The organism is Shewanella schlegeliana (genome assembly GCF_016765635.1).
Taxonomy (GTDB): Bacteria; Pseudomonadota; Gammaproteobacteria; order Enterobacterales; family Shewanellaceae; genus Shewanella; species Shewanella schlegeliana.
The window spans coordinates 343,691-362,690 of sequence record NZ_JAESVD010000001.1 but is presented as its reverse complement, the minus strand read 5'-3'; the positions used below and the strand labels follow the sequence as shown (position 1 = coordinate 362,690).

The following is a 19,000-nucleotide window of genomic DNA, read 5'->3' as shown; positions in this document are numbered from 1 at the left end:
GGTTTTTCACTTTAGAGCTTAAGCTGAACCAATAAATGACAGGCTAATGTCATACCAATCTGTATAAGAAGTTGATCTACTCAGAGCGTTTTTTGGCAAACTCATTCAAGGGGAATAGCTGAAAGAATGATTATTCCCTTGTGAAGCTTTTCAACGCAGAAGCAGGCAGCCAAAACGCTCCAGAATGGCGAGTTTTAGCGGCTCTGATACTGCGTTAACGAGCTTAACCGTAGAATAACTATGCTCTTCACTCGTTGTCTTGTCTCAGTGCCGCTAAACTCTCGCTGAGCGACCCAATCTTTATACTGATTGGTATCGCTTATTGAACCTTAACAGCTTGTATCAGCCTAATGAGCGACTTTCTCAAGAGACTCAGTGGTGATCACTATCTCATCACCTTTGGCATCGACTCGAGCAACACCACCCTTCTCTAGCTCACCAAATAAGATCTCATCGGCTAAAGGTCGCTTAATAAGCTCAGTCACCACACGCGCCATTGGACGTGCGCCCATCGACTTGTCATAGCCTTTCTCCGCGAGCAGCGTTCTGGCCTCATCGCTGACTTCAAGCGTCACAGACTTATCATCAAGCTGAGCTTGCAGCTCTACTAGGAACTTATCGACTACTTTGGCGATAACTGTCATATCTAGATGGTTAAACCAGATAATCGAGTCGAGACGATTACGAAACTCAGGTGAGAACACCTTATTGATTTCCGATAACGCATCTTGAGTATGATCTTGCTGCTTAAAACCGATCGATTTACGAATGGTTTCTTGAACACCCGCGTTGGTGGTCATCACTAAGGTGACGTGTCTAAAGTCAGCCTTACGACCATTGTTATCGGTCAATGTACCGTGATCCATCACCTGTAGCAGCAAGTTGTACACATCAGGGTGAGCCTTCTCAATCTCATCGAGCAGCACAACACAATGAGGGTTCTTAATCACGGCATCGGTTAACAAACCGCCCTGATCATAGCCAACATAACCCGGTGGGGCACCAATCAAGCGTGACACAGTATGGCTTTCCATATATTCAGACATATCGAATCGAACCAGATTCAAGCTTAAACATTTGGCGAGCTGACTAGTAACCTCTGTCTTACCCACACCGGTAGGGCCTGCAAACAAGAAGCTACCTACAGGTTTATTTTCACCGCCCAATCCACTTCGAGACAAGCGAATAGCCGAACTAAGGCCCTCAATGGCAAGATCTTGACCAAATACCACCATCTTAAGGTTACGCTCAAGATTTTTAAGCATATCCTTATCAGAGCTCGATACCGACTTCTCAGGAATACGCGCCATCTTGGCGATAATCGCTTCAATCTCTGGCTGACCAATGGTCTTTTTACGTTTACTCGCAGGCTGCATCGCCATACGCGCTCCCGCTTCATCGATCACATCGATAGCTTTATCAGGCAGATGTCTGTCATTAATGTGTTTATCCGATAGTCTCGCCGCAACACTCAATGCAGCCAAGGTATAGCGCACATTGTGGTGTTCTTCATACTTCGACTTCAGGCCTTGCAAGATCTTCGTTGTCTCTGCGACTGATGGCTCATTAATATCCACCTTTTGGAAACGACGGGCTAACGCGCGATCCTTCTCAAAAATGCTCTGATACTCTTGGAACGTAGTTGAGCCCATGCAGCGAAGCTTACCGCTTGATAATAGCGGCTTAAGTAGATTAGAGGCATCCATGACGCCACCTGAAGCAGAGCCTGCACCAATAATAGTGTGGATCTCATCGATAAATAAAATTGCGTGCTCATCGTTAGCCAGCTCTTTGAGGAGACCTTTGAAACGCTTCTCGAAATCACCGCGATATTTGGTGCCCGCAAGCAGTGCGCCTAAATCGAGCGAGTATACCGTCGCTGCGCTCATCACTTCGGGCACTTCCTCCTTCACGATGCGATAAGCTAAGCCTTCGGCAATCGCCGTTTTACCGACACCAGCCTCCCCCACAAGTAACGGGTTATTCTTACGACGGCGACAAAGAATTTGGATAGAACGCTCAATCTCATCGGTTCGGCCAATTAGCGGGTCGATATTACCGCTCTTAGCTAGCTCATTTAAATTGGCGGTAAACTGAGACAGGATGCTGCGCTCCTCTTCGGTCTCGGTTTGATCTTCAATACGGTTAGGTTCTGAATCGGTATCGATATCATTTTTCGAAAAGCCGTGGGAGATATAGTTGACCACATCTAGACGCGTTACATCGCCAGTGCGAAGCAGGTAAACAGCTTGAGATTCTTGCTCACTGAAAATGGCGACTAAGACATTAGCACCAGTGACTTCATTGCGGCCAGATGATTGCACATGAAATACGGCGCGCTGCAGTACACGTTGAAAACCGAGTGTCGGTTGAGTCTCTTTTTCATCCTCTGGATCGGAGATAATAGGCGTAGTCTGTTCAATGAAGTTTGAGACTTCATCTCTTAATTTCTCAAGATTTGCACCGCAAGCAACTAACGCCTCTTGTGCGGCTGGGTTATCAATTAATGCCAACAATAGATGCTCAACCGTCATGTACTCATGACGTGCATCTCTGGCTTGCTGAAAAGCCAGGTTTAAGGTGACTTCAAGATCTTTATTTAGCATAAGCACCCCCTAAAAATTAACTACAGAATCAGCCAAATCAGGCTTCCTCTAATGAACACAGTAACGGATGTTGGTTTTGTCTTGCAAATTGATTTACTCGCGCAACCTTAGTTTCAGCAATACCAAAAGGGTAAATTCCGCAGATCCCTTTTCCTTTGTGATGGATTGCCAGCATGATTTCCGTCGCTTGCTGCTCATCTTTCTTAAAAAACAGTTGTAAAATCTCAATGACGAAGTCCATCGGTGTGTAATCATCATTGTTTAAAATCACTTTATACATAGAAGGGCGTTTAAGTTCTGATTCAACACTCTCTTCGACATGCTCAATATTTTCTGTTCTGCTCATATTTCAATATTAGCCTCTAGTTTTGGCTTGTACCAATTGATTATGTAACTCAGTCTGTTTATTCAACAAATCATAACGAATCGCATTCAGGTACGACTTGTTACCATTTGTTGCTTTTTTGTTAATTTTATCTTGACAACCACTTATTCAGCTTTCATTCTGTTCATTAAGCGAGGAGTTTCCTCGTTGATAAGTTTTACTATCTTACTGGGAAGTAGACAACAGAAGGAAGTGGAAGTATGGCAAGCGGAACTGTTAAATGGTTCAACAACGCCAAAGGATTCGGGTTTATATGCCCTGATGCTGGCGGTGAAGACGTTTTTGCACACTATTCTACCATTGAAATGGAAGGCTATCGAACTCTAAAAGCAGGCCAACCAGTCAATTTTGAAGTAGAAGCAGGTCCAAAAGGGATGCACGCGTCAGCGATATCGCCAACAAACTGATACCAATCTAGCTAAGTATGCGTTCAGATCAAAATTGAGCAAATACTTGTTTAGCTTGGTATAGGTTGCGATAAGAGATAAAAAAAGCAGAGTGGTTAGCCTACTCTGCTTTTTTATTGTCTCAATCATTATGCAAATGAATAAAAAAGGCCTGTATCTGATAACAGGCCTTAGTCATGCTAACCAGCAATCAATGCATTGAGTGTGACACTCGGACACATTGCTGTTTTGGCCTTATTCGCGTCTAAACGGTAATAACCCCCTAAATCAACAGCAGGTCCCTGAACCCCATTTAACTCAGCGACAATCTTATCTTCATTGCTTGTGAGTGACTCGGCCAATGCGGCAAACTCCGCCTGTAGTTGTGCATCAGCAGCTTGTGCAACCAATGCTTGTGCCCAGTACATCGCCAGATAGAAATGACTGCCACGGTTATCCAGTTCACCCACTCGACGTGAAGGCGATTTATTGCTATCGAGGAACTGACCGATTGCAACATCAAGCGTATCGGCTAGAACCTGTGCTTTAGCGTTGCCCGTTGTTTGACTTAGGTGCTCTAACGATGCGGCGAGGGCGAGGAATTCGCCTAATGAATCCCAACGTAGATGCCCCTCTTTCTCAACCTGCTGAACATGCTTAGGCGCACTACCACCCGCACCAGTTTCAAATAAGCCGCCGCCGTTCATCAACGGCACGATAGATAGCATCTTCGCACTGGTACCTAATTCTAAAATAGGGAACAGATCGGTCAGATAATCGCGTAGAACGTTGCCCGTTACCGAGATAGTATCTTTACCCGCTTTGACACGGTCCAATGTGAAGCGTGTCGCTTCAACTGGTGACATGATGTGAAGCTCAAGGCCTGAGGTATCATGCTCCTTAAGGTAAAGCTCAACTTTCTTAATTATTTCAGCATCATGAGCACGAGACGCATCTAACCAAAATACTGCAGGTGTTGCCGACAGGCGTGAACGGTTAACTGCAAGTTTCACCCAGTCACGGATAGGCGCATCTTTGACCTGACACATTCTGAAAATATCGCCTTGCTCAACTTGATGAGACATTAAGACGTTGCCGGTTTGGTCAACAATGTTGACTGTACCAGCAGCTACAATCTCAAATGTCTTATCATGGCTACCGTACTCTTCTGCTTTTTGTGCCATAAGGCCAACATTTGGCACGCTCCCCATGGTGCTAGGATCGAACGCACCGTTATTAATACAAAAATCAATTGTTTCTTGATAGACACCAGCATAACAACGATCTGGGATCATCGCCTTCATATCTTTTAGCTGACCATCTGGACCCCACATCTGCCCAGATGTACGAATTGCCGCAGGCATTGATGCATCAATAATCACATCGCTTGGTACATGTAAGTTGGTGATCCCTCTATCTGAATCCACCATCGCAAGCTCTGCACGCTCTTTATAAACGGCGGCTAAGTCGGCTTCGATCTCGGCCTTCAGCTCTGCTGGCAAGTTGGCAATCTTTGCGTAAACATCACCCACACCATTGTTAACATCGACACCTAGCTCTTCAAATAGTGCGCCGTGCTTAGCAAACACGTCTTTGTAGTAAACTTTAACTGCATGACCAAACAAAATGGGATCTGACACTTTCATCATGGTGGCTTTTAAGTGCAGCGACAGTAATACATCCTGCTCTTTTGCCAGATTAGTTTCACGCTCGTAAAACTCAACCAGTGCTTTTTTGCTCATCACCGCAGAGTCGATAACCTCACCCGCTTGCAGTGCAATACCGTCTCGTAGCACAAGCTCAGAACCATCGGTCCTGTTTAGTACGATAGATACACTGCCCGCTTCAGCAACGGTGACTGACTTTTCGCTACCATAAAAATCCCCTTCACTCATATGAGCAACATGAGACTTAGAATCTGGTAGCCATTGCCCCATTGAATGTGGGTTCTTCTGTGCAAACTTTTTGACCGAACTTGGTGCGCGGCGATCTGAGTTACCTTCACGTAATACTGGATTTACCGCACTGCCTTTAATCTTGTCATAACGCGCCTGGATCTCTTTTTCAACATCGTTAGCAGGCTCATCTGGATAGTTAGGGATATCGTACCCCTTGTTCTGTAACTCAAGAATACAAGCTTTAAGTTGTGGAATTGATGCACTGATATTAGGCAGCTTAATAATGTTTGCTTCAGGCTTTTTCGCCAGCTCGCCCAATTCTGCAAGTGCATCGCCGATGCGTTGCTCAGCGGTTAGCTTCTCAGGGAAGTTAGCAATCACACGACCCGAAAGAGAAATATCGCGAGTTTCTACATCAACGCCCGCGGTTTGAGTGAACTTTTGAATAATAGGTAACAAAGAGAGTGTGGCTAATGCTGGTGCTTCATCTGTTTCGGTATAGATGATCGTTGATGTCTTATCGTTCATTTTGTGTCCTACATTGATTTGAATTTATGATTTTTATAATAATTATTGTGTTTTTCTTAGATTAAAAATCAGTCGTGGGCTAACCCTATCGTTTTGTTTTATTGATGATAACTTATGCTACTTTGCGCGTAATAAGCCAACAAGATTATTCGCCGCAACTCTCACAAATAAAAAATATTAGTTGCGGATCACACTTTTAAGATGCCGACATCATAAAACATTCCACGCAATATTCAAATTCCACTAATAGCCAATGCGCAGTACAATAGGTAAATATCATTCAAAGATGAAAAGTATTGTAGCGTGACACAGCCATTTTCAAAAAAAACACCAACAAGAAAAAGCAACAAGACTCGCTCTTCAAGCTTTACCAATAGTGCCAGTAACAAGACTGCGGCAAAGCCTCAAAGCAGAGTCAACAATAGAAACCGACCGAAAGCTAAAACAGTTGCCAATCCTGTCATAGTGCTATTTAACAAACCTTTTGACGTTCTGTGTCAGTTTACCGATGAACAAGGTAGGCAAACGCTTAAAGATTTTATTCCTGTGCCCGGTGTATATGCCGCAGGTCGCTTAGACAGAGATAGCGAAGGACTACTCCTGCTCACCAACGACGGTAAGTTACAATCCCAAATTACTGAACCCAAAAAGAAAACTTATAAAACCTATTGGGCCCAGGTCGAAGGAGCACCAACAGACGAAGATCTCGAGAAACTACGCCAAGGCGTTGAGCTAAAAGATGGCATGACTCTCCCAGCTAAAATCCAAATTATGAATAAGCCAAAGGTATGGGAAAGAACTCCACCGATCCGTGAAAGAGCCAATATTCCGACCACTTGGTTAGAGATCCAGATCTGTGAAGGCCGCAACCGCCAAGTTAGACGTATGACGGCGCACATTGGCTTTCCAACCTTAAGATTAATCCGCTATAAAATAGGCCAATGGAGTCTAGATGATCTTAAAAATGGTGAATTTAGACAGATCGATATGAAAAGTACTCCTAATGGCTGAGCGTTATAGACCCTATACCACAGTCGCCTGCGTTATTGAGGCTCAGGAGAAGTTCCTTATTGTAGAAGAGTTGATTGCTGGTGAACTTAAATACAATCAGCCTGCGGGACACATTGAAGCCGATGAATCGATAGTCGATGCCTGTATTCGTGAGGTTAAAGAGGAGACTGGTTTAGCTCTCCAGCCTCAAGGACTCGTTGGGATCTATCAATATCGTGCCAGTGAGGTACTCTCATTTGTACGGTATACCTTTTTTGTCAAATTAGACAAAGTGTTAACCTCAAAACCTGAAGATCCGACTATCAATGCGCTCAAGTGGTTAAGCCTTGATGAAATCAACCAGTTAAGCAGCTGTCATCGCAGCCCTTTAGTCCTTAAATCTATCGATGATTACTTGGATGGGAAACACTATCCATTGGAGATTATCGATGATGAATATGTATAAGCTTAACTAAAAGCGCCTAGGAGTTGACGAGGTAGCCTCTATTGGTAAACTTTCTCTCTGTTAGCCCTTTGAAAACAGCTCACAATGTCACTTTCAGTCCCTGTTAAACCCAAATATTTCTCCCTAAGATTGATAAAGGCAAAAGATAAAGACCTGCTAGATAGCCCAGTCCCATAATGCATGATAGAATATGCACCCGCAGAAAGCCGCGGTCTGATACCAGCACATTGTATGAATAAGCCATTCAGCGATCTGCTGATTCGTAGCACTATTCAGTAAACACAAAGGTTTTTTTAGGATTTATGACGTCAATCGAACCCACTCATCTTGGTAAAAAAGTCATCGTCGGCATGTCCGGTGGTGTAGATTCATCAGTTTCAGCCTACCTGTTAATGAAACAGGGCTATCAGGTTGAAGGCCTGTTCATGAAGAACTGGGAAGAAGATGACACGGATGAATATTGCGCGGCAGCCGAAGACCTTAAAGATGCACAGGCTGTCTGCGATAAGCTTGGTATTAAACTGCATACAGTTAACTTTGCCTCAGAATACTGGGATAACGTGTTTGAGTATTTCTTAGCCGAATACAAAGCCGGCCGCACTCCAAATCCCGATATCATGTGTAATAAAGAGATTAAGTTTAAAGCTTTCCTCGAATTTGCAGATGAGATCTTAGATGCCGACTATATCGCCATGGGCCATTATGTGCGCCGCCGCGATGTTGATGGCACTAGCCAGATGCTACGCGGTATCGATGGAAATAAAGATCAAAGTTACTTCCTCTACACCTTGAGTCACGAGCAAGTCGCACGCTCTCTATTCCCTGTCGGCGAATTAGAAAAGAGTGAAGTGCGTGAAATCGCCAAAGAAATGGGGCTTATCACCCACGATAAAAAAGATAGCACCGGGATCTGCTTTATCGGCGAGCGTAAATTTACCGATTTCCTACAAACTTTCTTGCCAGCCCAACCGGGTAATATCGAAACCAGCGAAGGCGAAGTGATTGGTACCCACCAAGGTTTGATGTATCACACCCTTGGACAGCGTAAGGGTCTAGGTATCGGCGGTTTGAAGAATAGCAACGAAGATCCTTGGTACGTGGTCGAGAAAGATCTTGTACGCAATGTGCTAATCGTAGGCCAAGGTGGTAACCACCCTCGCCTAATGTCTGATGGCTTGATTGCCAACCAATTACATTGGGTTGACAGAAAAGGCCCTGCTGACGGCGCCCAAATCACCGTCAAGACTCGCTACCGTCAGCACGATGTACCTTGTCGTGTAACCTACGACAGTGACGATGTTTTACGCGTCATGTTTGATAACCCAGTTGCGGCTGTAACGCCAGGGCAATCAGCAGTATTTTATGATGGTGAAATTTGTCTTGGTGGCGGCATTATTGACGCACTAATAAGAGATTAATCAATGAGTGATCAGCTGTTTGAACGTACGATGGCCTTTGCGGGTATTTTACAAGCAGTGGCCCAAGTTCAGTATATTGCAAGACATGGTGACTCAGATAAAGAGGCATTAGCAGCCAGTCTACAATCAGTTTTGGTAACTAATCCTGAAAGCACCAGTGATGTTTATGCTGACAAATTTGCCTTACGAAAAGGTTACGAACTGATTGTTAGCCAGCTTGGCGATTCAAAGCAGAAGGATGTCGAGGTAACTCGTTACCTCGTGGGTATTTTAGCATTGGAGCGCAAACTAACGCGCTCTTCTAATGCCATGGGAATGCTTGCTGAGCGCATCAACCAAATTCATCGTCAATTGAATCACTTTGAAATCACCGACGAGCAAGTTATTGCTAATTTTGCCGGTATTTACAGCGACATTATTAGTGAGCTTGGCCCTAAGTTACAGATCTCTGGCAACCCAGAGTTTCTAAAACGTACCCAAACCCAACAAAAAATTCGTGCCCTATTGCTGTCAGCTATGCGCAGTGCAGTACTATGGCGCCAATTAGGAGGCAAGCGTAGGCACCTTGTCTTCGCTAGAAAAACAATAGTAGATACAGCTATGAAAAGCCTCACCCTATAATTTTAAGCTAAGTTCATCCAAGGAGCTTCTAATGGAACTTTCCGCACTAACTGCTATCTCTCCGGTAGACGGTCGTTATGGTAGTAAAACCGCCTCATTAAGAGGGATTTTCAGCGAGTACGGCCTGACCAAATACCGTGTTCAAGTCGAAATTAACTGGCTAAAGCTGCTTTCAAGCTGCCCAGAAATTGAAGAAGTTCCACCTTTTAGCGAAGCTGCATTGGCTTTGCTCGATCAAATCAAAGATAACTTTAGCGAAGCAGACGCACTGCGCGTTAAAGAAATTGAAGCGACCACCAACCACGACGTTAAAGCGGTTGAATACTTTATTAAAGAACGCATCGCCGATAATGCAGAGTTAGTTGCTATTGACGAGTTTGTTCACTTTGCTTGTACCTCTGAAGATATTAACAACCTTTCTCACGCATTAATGTTAACAGAAGCACGTGACCAAGTGGTTGTGCCTTATTGCCAGAAGATTGTTGATGCTATCAAGACATTAGCAAGAGATTACAAGTCAGTACCACTGATGTCTCGTACTCACGGCCAGCCAGCTTCACCTTCAACTCTTGGTAAAGAGATGGCTAACGTTGCCGTGCGTCTAGAGCGCCAGCTAACTCAGGTTTCAAACGTTGAAATCATGGGTAAAATCAATGGTGCAGTTGGTAACTACAATGCTCACCTATCTGCTTACCCTGAAGTTGACTGGCATGCACTGTCACAGCGCTTCGTAACAAGCCTTGGGATCAACTGGAACCCATACACCACTCAAATTGAGCCACACGACTACATCGCAGAACTGTTTGATGCTCTAGCGCGCTTCAATACTATTTTGATCGATTTCGACCGTGACATTTGGGGTTACATCGCACTGGGCCACTTTAAACAAAAGACGATTGCGGGTGAGATTGGTTCTTCAACCATGCCACACAAAGTCAACCCAATCGATTTTGAAAACTCTGAAGGTAACTTAGGCATTGCTAACGCATTAATGCAGCACCTAGCGGCTAAACTACCCGTATCTCGCTGGCAACGTGACCTTACTGACTCTACAGTACTACGTAATCTAGGTGTCGGTATTGCTCACTCGCTAATCGCTTATCAATCAACATTGAAAGGGATCAGCAAGCTACAAGTTAATGAAGAGCAACTTCGTAAAGAACTTGATGGTAACTGGGAAGTGCTAGCAGAGCCTGTGCAAACAGTTATGCGTCGTTACGGTATCGAGAAACCTTACGAGAAGCTAAAAGAGCTGACTCGCGGTAAGCGTATCGATGGCGAGCAGCTAGCAGTCTTCATCGATGGTCTAGAGCTACCTGAAGAAGTAAAAGTTGAGCTTAAGAAGATGACGCCAGCTAACTATATTGGCCGTGCTGAAGCTTTTGTTGACGAATTAAACTAAGGCGTTATCGCGTGATTAGTTAGCCCATCGACTATAAATGGGTCAAATAAGGCGTTAAGCTTAGGCTTAACGCCTTTCTTTTATCTATTTCATCAACTTCTGGCCCCCTAGTACCTATGTATTATCTCAATTTCGATCTAAAAACCTTTATCGACCAATATTGGCAAAAAAAGCCGCTATTGATTAGAAATGCCTTTGAAAATTTTGAAGATATTATTACTCCTGATGAACTCGCCGGTCTTGCCTGTGAAGAGGCTGTTTCGTCACGAGTCGTGGTGACCAAAGAGAATGACTGGCAAATGATTGAAGGGCCCTTCGAGGACTACACTCAATTTGGCGATAAAAATTGGCAATTACTCGTACAAGCACTCAACCACTGGCATCCTGACTCTGCAGACTTCATTAATGCCTTTCGTTTTCTGCCAGACTGGCGCTTCGATGACTTAATGGTCTCTTTTGCAACCCCAGGTGGTGGCGTCGGTGCCCATATCGATAACTATGATGTGTTTATTATTCAGGGCGAAGGTGAGCGCCATTGGACCGTCGGTGATAAAGGCCAATACGCCCCAAAGAATAACGACCCTACCACGCCATTAATTGAAGGCTTTGAGCCCATTATCGATGCGATTTTACAAAAGGGCGATCTACTTTATATTCCACCGGGTTACCCACACCAAGGTCAAACCATTACTACGGCAATGAGTTACTCCATGGGTTTTCGCGCTCCAAGTCAACAAGAGCTGTTTAGTGAAATAGCCGATAACCTTATCGATAACGCTATAGGGCTAAAACGTTTCACATCCAATAGTGAACCAACCCAACCAAGCCAAGTAAGTGCAGACCATCAACAGGGAATGATGGCACTGATCTCAGAATTTGCCTCTTCCCCAACTCACTATCAAGCAGTCCTCGGCAAGATGCTGAGCCTAAACCGCTTTGAGCTCGATATTTGTGAACCACAAGAGGTCTATCGCGCTGAAGAGCTAGATGATTATATTAACCAAGGCGCACTTCTCTACCGTATTGGTGGACTCAAGTTATTACAACTAGAGAGTGACAGCGTATCACGAGTATTTATCAATGGAGAGGCATTTGAGTACCCTGAGGCTATCGCGAAAAATGTCACTCAATTAGCCGAAAAGTTGAGTTTTGATAATGAGCAAGCAACGCTCTTACTTCAATGCTCAGCAACAAAAGCGCTTATACTCACTCTTCTTAATCGAGGCTATTTCTATTTCGGTGAGTAATATGGGTAAAGTCTCAAGATCAAAAAAGGCATCTTAATGATGCCTTTTATTCAATAGGTGTTGGCAGCTATGCCGAGCTAAGCGCTTGGGCCCCAGATAGAATCATCAGCCTGCATCTTATAGAGGCTCTCAGCTCGTGATACTAACAGCTGAGCAAATTTTGCCTGAGCAGGATCTTTAGTCAAGCCTGAGCGCTGAATGTTTTCAGCCTTCATCTGCCACATCATTGAAAAGTGACGCACTGCGTCACGAGCAGTGGCGGCAACACTAATATCGACATAATCAGATGGCAGATCGCCTGACATCACCCAAAATGTTTTTTTGTTTGGCTTTTTAGAGTCGATTTTCCAGATTGCAACATAAGGTGCTAAATAGCGGCTTTCATCAGGGTGAACTTTATCAGGCATGATGCCTTTTTCAGCCAAAAACTTATTCGCCTTTTGGAACTGAGTTCTAATCCATTCTTGTCTAAGTTGTTCTTGGTCTACTGCTTGTTCAGCCATTTACACTTCCTTTCTTATTGTTATTTTTGTTTCTGTCTATCAGACAGACAAAAACCTTGCACACCTATCACGCTCAAATCAAGCCAATACTTTACGTTAACGTAAAGTGGAAAGCAAAATTGCCAGATAGGTCACAAATATTCCGAATCTTTACTTTGTTGAGAGTATCGCTAAATGCTATCGTTCTGCAATAAATATAACAAGCAGACCACACTGTATTAATATAGTCGTGGTAATTCGATGCTCACAGCGGAGATCAACAAGTGGCAGTTTTTAATCACATCTCTTTCGACGACCATGAACAGGTCGTATTTTGTCATGATAAAGAAAGCGGCTTAAAAGCCATTATCGCCATCCACAACACTAACCTTGGCCCTGCTGTTGGTGGCTGTAGAATGTGGAACTATGAGTCTGATGACGAAGCCATCACAGATGTATTACGCTTATCACGTGGTATGACTTATAAGAACGCCCTTGCAGGCCTCGCTATGGGTGGTGGTAAATCCGTGATTATCGCCGATCCCAAAGTTGAAGATAGAGAAGCACTCTTTAGAGCCTTTGGTCGTTGTATTCATACCTTAGGCGGTAAGTACTACTCAGCAGAGGACGTGGGAGTTTCAACCGCTGACATCATGATTGCACATCAAGAAACCCCCTATATGGCAGGTTTAGAGGGCAAGAGTGGCGATCCATCACCGTATACCGCTCTTGGTACCTATTTAGGAATTAAAGCAGCCGTTAAGCACCAGCGTGGTCTAGATAGCCTTAAAGGGCTTAAGATCTCTGTTCAAGGAGTTGGCCATGTAGGTTATTACCTCTGTCGTCACCTACATGCTGAAGGTGCCCAGTTGATTGTTACCGATATCCATCAATCATCGCTAGACAGAGTGGCTAGCGAGTTTGGTGCAACAGTTGTAGCTCCACAAGATATCTACCATCAAGAAGTTGATGTGTACGCTCCTTGTGCCTTAGGCGCAACAATTAATGATATTACTATTCCACTGCTTAAAGCGACTATTGTTGCAGGCTGTGCTAACAATCAGCTTGGTGAAGTGCGTCACGGTGAGATGCTAAAAGATCTCGGCATTCTGTATGCTCCAGACTACGTCATCAATGCAGGTGGCATCATCAACGTTTCATTTGAAAAAGACTATGATGCTAGTGCGGCAACCGCAAAAGTTGAAGAGATCTACAACACCCTGCTCACCATCTTTGCCCAATCTGATGAGCAAAATCGTCCTACCGGTGACGTTGCCGACGAAATGGCAAGAGCCATTATCGACGCCGCAAAATAGACAAACAAAACATTAAAAAATACCCGGCTTACATTGCTGGGTATTTTTTTGCCTACAATTGCTATGCTCAACAAATAGATAACAAGCCAAGTTAAGCAATCGAAACTAGTACACTGGAAAAGATGACTTCCCTCTGCTTGAATTAAGGCCACAGCAATTAGAAAAAGGCCGCATCATGGTGACATTTAAGTTCGCGATCAATCAGGATGACATCGAGCTACAAGCCAGTGACTGGTGTGGGTTAGAGAAGATCTATATCAATGGACAACACATCTCGAGTAAGCTTAATTTTAGCCAACAGAGCGAGTACACCCTGATGTTAAACGATGGTAAAGCGGCCAAGTTACACTTACTACTAGACCCTATAACAGAGCAACTTGTCTGCCGAATTTACAAGCAAAATAACTTAGTCGCGAGCCTAAAACAGGGCAAGAGAGAGTTGTACCGTAGCCGTCTGCAGATCCAGCAAGGGATGTTGGCCATTGGGGTTACAGCTGTATTCCTGCTAATTCTTGGGTAACTGGCGCTGAAACCTCCCTTGTACTAAAGAATGAATTAGCACAGTTTGATATTGTCACCTTCGATGCAAACTAACTGGCTCGCTTGATAATTTCCACTACCCGCAGTCACTGTGGTAATTGATAACTTCTGTTTATTACTGCCGTTTTCTATGAGCAGCGCTTTTAAGATTGTGCCATCACGGGGAAAGCTCACTGCACCAGCAAAATCGCCGACATTCAAGTCACGATAGAGCTTAACGGTCACACTGCCTATAGAGCGTGGCTCTAACCGCCCCTCTTCCACCACTAAACTTGCGCCGCTAGCTAACTTAATAGACTGGATAAAGCTGCCACTGCCAACGCATTCTTGACTAGATGACGGCTGTTGAGACTTAGGCTTTGACTTATTGATATTAACCGAGCAGGCGCATAATAGTGGGATAACACATAATGTGACAAATAGCGTTCTCATAACGGCTCCTTAGAAAGGTTTACCATTATTAGAGCCTAGGCAAAAGAAGTGTGCAAGTGTTACCAATAAATTGTCGACAAAACGAAGAAAACGCTAAAATCGATTTATCTTATTAAGAAGCTTCAAAAAGGTTGTGCGCTCATCCAAGGCCAAGTTATCTAAAAAGGCTTCATTGACTCGCTCAGCCTCTCTAACTAAGTCCTGCTCGAGTGCTTTACCACTATCGGTGAGATAGATTTGAAAGGCGCGGCGATTCTCCGCATCTTGATGGCGAGTAATTAGCCCTTGTTGCTGTAACTGATCGAGCAGTCGAGTCATAGTGTAATTTGCAACATCACATTGCTTAGAGAGTGTCGTTTGAGTAACGCCCTCTTCTTGCCAGAGTGAAAACAGCACTGGCCACAGCTTAATATCTAGCTGGTATCTTTTAAGGCGTTGATCTAACAAATTTTGTAGATCGACATTCAGATGAGACACCAAGTAGCCTAGACTCTCAAAATGATTCAATCAGCACCTCCAAGGCTCTTTTAGGCTTCACCTAATCTTATCACTTACACCAAAAGAAACTAGTTTTCGAGAGAGTTTATTGCCAAGTCTCAGCCAAATGACCTATAAATCACAAGGTTAACATTAAACTATTTGGCTAATCGATTTGCTCCAGTCAGACAACAAACTCGTTAATAAAACGGTAAAAACAAGCACGATTTAACTTGGCCATAATGCCTCTATCTAGCGTTAAGGTGACACTCTCTTCACCAATAATAAACTGTTCAAAATTTGCAATAAGGTGTTCGGTATCAATACTCGATTTAAGTGCAAATGGGCCATCGGGATGGCACGTATAATCCACTATAACCAAGGCCTGCTGCACCACTGCTACCCGTAGTTTTTCAACTGGAGTAATGAGGAAATATTGATTATCTATTCGATTTAAAATACTGCTAAATAGCTTACAAAATTTAACCGGCAACGGGCTGTCACGATAAAACCAGTCACCATTCGTGCGGATCTCAAATAGGGCCTCCTCGTTACATAGCGAGGGAAACGCCCCTAGGGCAGATACCGCTTCTGTAGCTTTGCTGAATTCGGCTCTTTTAGCCGTTTCAGCTAACTGTGTTTTGTTAGGTGTCATAAGCCCTCCTTTCTATCAACCAATAGTAAAAAACTAGCCATTGGCTAGTTTTTTACTCGGTACGATTAAAGCAAATTGAATAAAGCTTCAACAGGATGTTTAGGCTTAAAGCCACTAAATCGCTTAACCTGACTTCGACAGGAGTAGCCGGAGATCAATACCTGTGATTGAGGTAACTTGCTAAGTGTTTGCTCCCATGACATTTCAAAAAGCGCTTTGGAACGTTCAAGGTTTTCCGCTTCATGGCCATAAGTTCCCGCCATGCCGCAGCAACCTAGATTCACCGTGTGCAGCGTTGCACCAAAGTGTTCAAAAATCCCTTTCCATTCGTTTGCTGTATTGGGTTTTGCCGTGGATTCTGTACAGTGACTAAACCAAGTAAACTCTGTCTTGGCTGAATCAGATTTTCGTTCTTGAGGTGCCTTCTCCTCAAGTACCTCTAATAACCATTCATTAGCAAGTTTGACATGGAAGTCTCCGCGCGCACCACCTAATACTTCTGCATATTCATCGCGATAACAGAGCACCAGAGCAGGATCGATCCCAACCATTGGCATCTCGAGCTTTGCCACCTGATTAAGAAAATCAGCAGTCGACTTTGCCGTACGAGCGAACTTATCTAAGAAGCCCTTAATATGAATAGGCTTACCATTGGGTTTAAATGGCAGTAACACAGGCTTTAAGCCCAGCTTTTCGATTAACTGTACAAAATGGTAAACAGTCCCCGCCTCATAGAAGCTATTAAATGGGTCCTGTACCACTAGCACATATTGACTGCGCTCAGTCTCAGGAATTTGCTGTAGCGCAGCTAAATCATAGCCGCGGCTAGCATGGCCTTCGAGTCGTTGCTTTAAGGTGGGTACCGACAGCGCAGGCGCATCCACATAACCAAGAGATTTTTTGATGACCCACTTGCTTAAGCTGTTTTGAGAAACCGCATTGACTAACCTTGGCGCAGAAGCCATCAAAGGTAAAGAGTCTTCAATCCCCGCAACTAAGTAATCTTTTGCAGGGCGCAGATAACGGCGATAATAAAGGTCAAAGAATTGCGCTCTAAATTTTGGCACGTCGACTTTAACAGGGCACTGGCTCGAGCATGCCTTACAGGCTAAACAGCCCTTTAATGACTCCATGACCTCATGTGAGTAATCGTACTCTTTATCGATTTTTAACGAGTTTTGCGCTCGCTGCAGCCATCCAAGTGGCTTACTGCGACTTAGCTCATTAACATCAATACCTTCTGCCTCAAGCAATCTTAGCCATTCGCGCATCAAGCCTGCACGACCTTTTGGTGATTGCACCCGATCCCCCGTGACCTTAAACGATGGACACATAGGCGAGTAAAGACTGTAGTTAAAGCACAGACCGTTACCGTTACAATTCATCACATCGGGAAACGCTTCACGGGTTTTAATAGGGATTTGTCTATCAAACGCTCCACGCTTAACACTGTCGACGTTATAGAGCATCGGGCCGCTGTTTTTAGGTGCTACCAGCTTGCCTGGGTTGAGCTTATTATATGGATCGAATAGGCCCTTCACCTCTTCTAATAAATCATATAGATGCTCACCAAAGACTGCTGGGCCATATTCACCGCGCACTCCTTTGCCATGCTCCCCCCACATCAAGCCGCCATACTTAAGAGTCAGCTCAGCCACTTGGTCTGAAATGGTTTTTAACAGTCGCTCATCGTGTTCATCACACATATCCAGCGCGGGGCGCACATGAAGCACACCGGCATCCACATGGCCGAACATGCCATATTGCAGCTGATGGCTATCGAGCAGCGCTCTAAACTCTAAAATAAAGTCGGCCAGTTTCTCTGGCGGCACAGCAGTATCTTCGGCAAACGCGATTGGCTTACGCGCCCCTTTTGCTGCGCCTAACAAGCCTACGGCTTTTTTACGCATAGCATAGATGGTATTGATGCTAGCCTTATCGGATGTAACTTGATAACCAAGCAAGCCCGCTTCGCTTTGGTTTATTTGCGCCGTTAACATGGCTTCAAGTTTAGCGACTCGCGCTTCAACATCTGCTTGCTCGCCTGCAAACTCCACCATGTTTAGACCATCAATCTCTTTACCAGGTACATCTTGGATAAGTGATGACACCGAATGCCAAATGATGTCCTCTTTTGCAAGGTTAAGCACTTTCGAGTCCACGGTTTCAACTACGGTGGCATTCGCTTTAACCAGATCCGGCGCGTGGCGCAATGCAGACTCAAACGAGTCATACTTGATATTGACCATCATGCGGCATGTGGGCAGAGGGGTGATATTGAGCTTTGCTTCGGTGATCACCGCCAGCGTGCCTTCGGATCCGGTTAAAATTCTCGATAAATCAAAGTATTCTAATTCATCATCCCAGACATTTTTCAGATCGTATCCGGTCAAAAAGCGATTCAATTTAGGAAAGCGTTGCTCGATCTGTTCACGATTACCTTTACAGATCTCGGCAATACTAGAGATTAACTGCTGTCCTAAAGGGTTATCTGTAACAGCAGCAAGATCGGCGAGTTGTTGGTGATTTAATGGCTGAGTTTCAAGCTCACTGCCATCAAATAAGGTGCTAGTTAAGCCAAGAACATGATCGGAAGTTTTACCGTAAACTAATGAGCCAGCACCGGATGCATCGGTATTGATCATACCACCCAATGTGGCACGATTTGATGTCGATAAATCAGGACTAAAGAAAAAGCCATGGGGACGAAGCGCATCATTAAGGGCATCTTTAATCACACCCGCCTGCACTCTTACCCAGCCTTCTGCGGCATTCACCTCGAGCACTTTGTTCATATAGCGTGACATGTCAACAATAATGCCATGGGTTAGCGACTGACCGTTAGTGCCTGTACCACCGCCTCTCGCGCTAAAGACCACTTGCGCAAACTCATCTTGGCTCGACAGCTTTAATGCTATCTGAACATCTAGAGCGGACTTGGGATAGATGACCGCCTGAGGTAAAAACTGATACACAGAGTTATCGGTCGCCTGCGCAAGACGCGCGCTGTAACGAGTATCGATATCTCCAGAAAAAGCCCCTTCTTCAAGAGTCGTTAAAAAAGAAAGATAAGTCGGTTCAAGGGTCTGCTGATGCGATAACTTGGGTAACATGATTACTTCTGTCAGTTGTTATTCTTAAGTTTGTGGGC

General features: G+C 44.4%; 17 protein-coding genes. 9 read left to right on the top strand and 8 right to left on the bottom strand.

The window, feature by feature from the left end; all coding sequences use genetic code 11:
• Positions 1–347: 347 nt before the first annotated feature.
• Positions 348–2,606, bottom strand: coding sequence for an ATP-dependent Clp protease ATP-binding subunit ClpA (gene clpA / locus JMA39_RS01645; protein WP_202720096.1), 2,259 nt, complete (start codon positions 2,604–2,606; stop codon positions 348–350).
• A 37-nt stretch (positions 2,607–2,643) separates the two neighbouring features.
• On the bottom strand, positions 2,644–2,952 hold the full coding sequence (gene clpS, locus JMA39_RS01640; RefSeq protein ID WP_202720095.1) for an ATP-dependent Clp protease adapter ClpS: 309 nt from the start codon (positions 2,950–2,952) through the stop codon (positions 2,644–2,646).
• 239 nt (positions 2,953–3,191) lie between these two features.
• Here clpS and cspD point away from each other — a divergent pair, with 239 nt between their 5' ends.
• Entirely contained in the window at positions 3,192–3,398 is a 207-nt protein-coding gene (gene cspD, locus JMA39_RS01635) for a cold shock domain-containing protein CspD (RefSeq protein ID WP_202720094.1), read from the top strand.
• A gap of 179 nt (positions 3,399–3,577) precedes the next feature.
• Here cspD and JMA39_RS01630 read toward each other — a convergent pair whose 3' ends face one another.
• Entirely contained in the window at positions 3,578–5,803 is a 2,226-nt protein-coding gene (locus JMA39_RS01630) for an NADP-dependent isocitrate dehydrogenase (RefSeq protein WP_202720093.1), read from the bottom strand.
• A gap of 303 nt (positions 5,804–6,106) precedes the next feature.
• On the opposite strand from JMA39_RS01630, the gene JMA39_RS01625 reads away from it, so the two are divergent.
• The 6 genes from JMA39_RS01625 to JMA39_RS01600 all read left to right on the top strand — a co-directional run bounded on the left by JMA39_RS01625 (position 6,107) and on the right by JMA39_RS01600 (position 11,947).
• Positions 6,107–6,814: an rRNA large subunit pseudouridine synthase E gene (locus tag JMA39_RS01625; protein WP_202720092.1), complete on the top strand. Its 708-nt coding sequence runs from the start codon at positions 6,107–6,109 to the stop codon at positions 6,812–6,814.
• Positions 6,807–7,259 (top strand): NUDIX hydrolase, encoded by a 453-nt coding sequence (locus JMA39_RS01620; RefSeq protein WP_202720091.1) that lies wholly within the window; start codon positions 6,807–6,809, stop codon positions 7,257–7,259. Before JMA39_RS01625 ends, JMA39_RS01620 begins: the two co-directional genes overlap by 8 nt.
• Positions 7,260–7,561: 302 nt before the next feature.
• The gene (mnmA, locus tag JMA39_RS01615) at positions 7,562–8,677 is read left to right on the top strand and encodes a tRNA 2-thiouridine(34) synthase MnmA (RefSeq protein ID WP_202720090.1); all 1,116 of its coding nucleotides are present in this window, start codon (positions 7,562–7,564) and stop codon (positions 8,675–8,677) included.
• Positions 8,678–8,680: 3 nt separating this feature from the next.
• A complete protein-coding gene (gene hflD / locus JMA39_RS01610) occupies positions 8,681–9,298 on the top strand; it encodes a high frequency lysogenization protein HflD (protein ID WP_202720089.1) in 618 nt (205 codons plus the stop codon).
• Between the two features lie 31 nt (positions 9,299–9,329).
• Positions 9,330–10,700 carry an adenylosuccinate lyase gene (purB, locus tag JMA39_RS01605; RefSeq protein WP_202720088.1) on the top strand — a complete coding sequence of 457 codons (1,371 nt, stop codon included), beginning with the start codon at positions 9,330–9,332 and terminating at the stop codon, positions 10,698–10,700.
• Between the two features lie 116 nt (positions 10,701–10,816).
• Positions 10,817–11,947, top strand: a complete 1,131-nt coding sequence (locus tag JMA39_RS01600) for a cupin domain-containing protein (protein ID WP_202720087.1) — start codon at positions 10,817–10,819, stop codon at positions 11,945–11,947.
• A 77-nt stretch (positions 11,948–12,024) separates the two neighbouring features.
• Here the strand turns inward: JMA39_RS01600 and JMA39_RS01595 are convergent, their stop codons facing one another.
• Positions 12,025–12,450, bottom strand: coding sequence for a DUF4826 family protein (locus JMA39_RS01595; RefSeq protein ID WP_202720086.1), 426 nt, complete (start codon positions 12,448–12,450; stop codon positions 12,025–12,027).
• A 263-nt stretch (positions 12,451–12,713) separates the two neighbouring features.
• On the opposite strand from JMA39_RS01595, the gene JMA39_RS01590 reads away from it, so the two are divergent.
• A complete protein-coding gene (locus tag JMA39_RS01590; protein ID WP_202720085.1) occupies positions 12,714–13,745 on the top strand; it encodes a Glu/Leu/Phe/Val dehydrogenase in 1,032 nt (343 codons plus the stop codon).
• Between the two features lie 175 nt (positions 13,746–13,920).
• Positions 13,921–14,265, top strand: a complete 345-nt coding sequence (locus tag JMA39_RS01585) for a hypothetical protein (protein WP_202720084.1) — start codon at positions 13,921–13,923, stop codon at positions 14,263–14,265.
• A 35-nt stretch (positions 14,266–14,300) separates the two neighbouring features.
• Here JMA39_RS01585 and JMA39_RS01580 read toward each other — a convergent pair whose 3' ends face one another.
• The 4 genes from JMA39_RS01580 to ydiJ form a co-directional block, all read right to left on the bottom strand.
• Positions 14,301–14,717, bottom strand: a complete 417-nt coding sequence (locus JMA39_RS01580; protein ID WP_202720083.1) for a PliI family lysozyme inhibitor of I-type lysozyme — start codon at positions 14,715–14,717, stop codon at positions 14,301–14,303.
• Between the two features lie 93 nt (positions 14,718–14,810).
• Positions 14,811–15,224, bottom strand: coding sequence for a MarR family winged helix-turn-helix transcriptional regulator (locus tag JMA39_RS01575; RefSeq protein ID WP_202720082.1), 414 nt, complete (start codon positions 15,222–15,224; stop codon positions 14,811–14,813).
• A gap of 154 nt (positions 15,225–15,378) precedes the next feature.
• Positions 15,379–15,849, bottom strand: a complete 471-nt coding sequence (locus tag JMA39_RS01570) for a DUF1285 domain-containing protein (protein ID WP_202720081.1) — start codon at positions 15,847–15,849, stop codon at positions 15,379–15,381.
• A 65-nt stretch (positions 15,850–15,914) separates the two neighbouring features.
• Positions 15,915–18,962 (bottom strand): D-2-hydroxyglutarate dehydrogenase YdiJ, encoded by a 3,048-nt coding sequence (ydiJ, locus tag JMA39_RS01565; RefSeq protein WP_202720080.1) that lies wholly within the window; start codon positions 18,960–18,962, stop codon positions 15,915–15,917.
• Between the last annotated feature and the right edge of the window lie 38 nt (positions 18,963–19,000).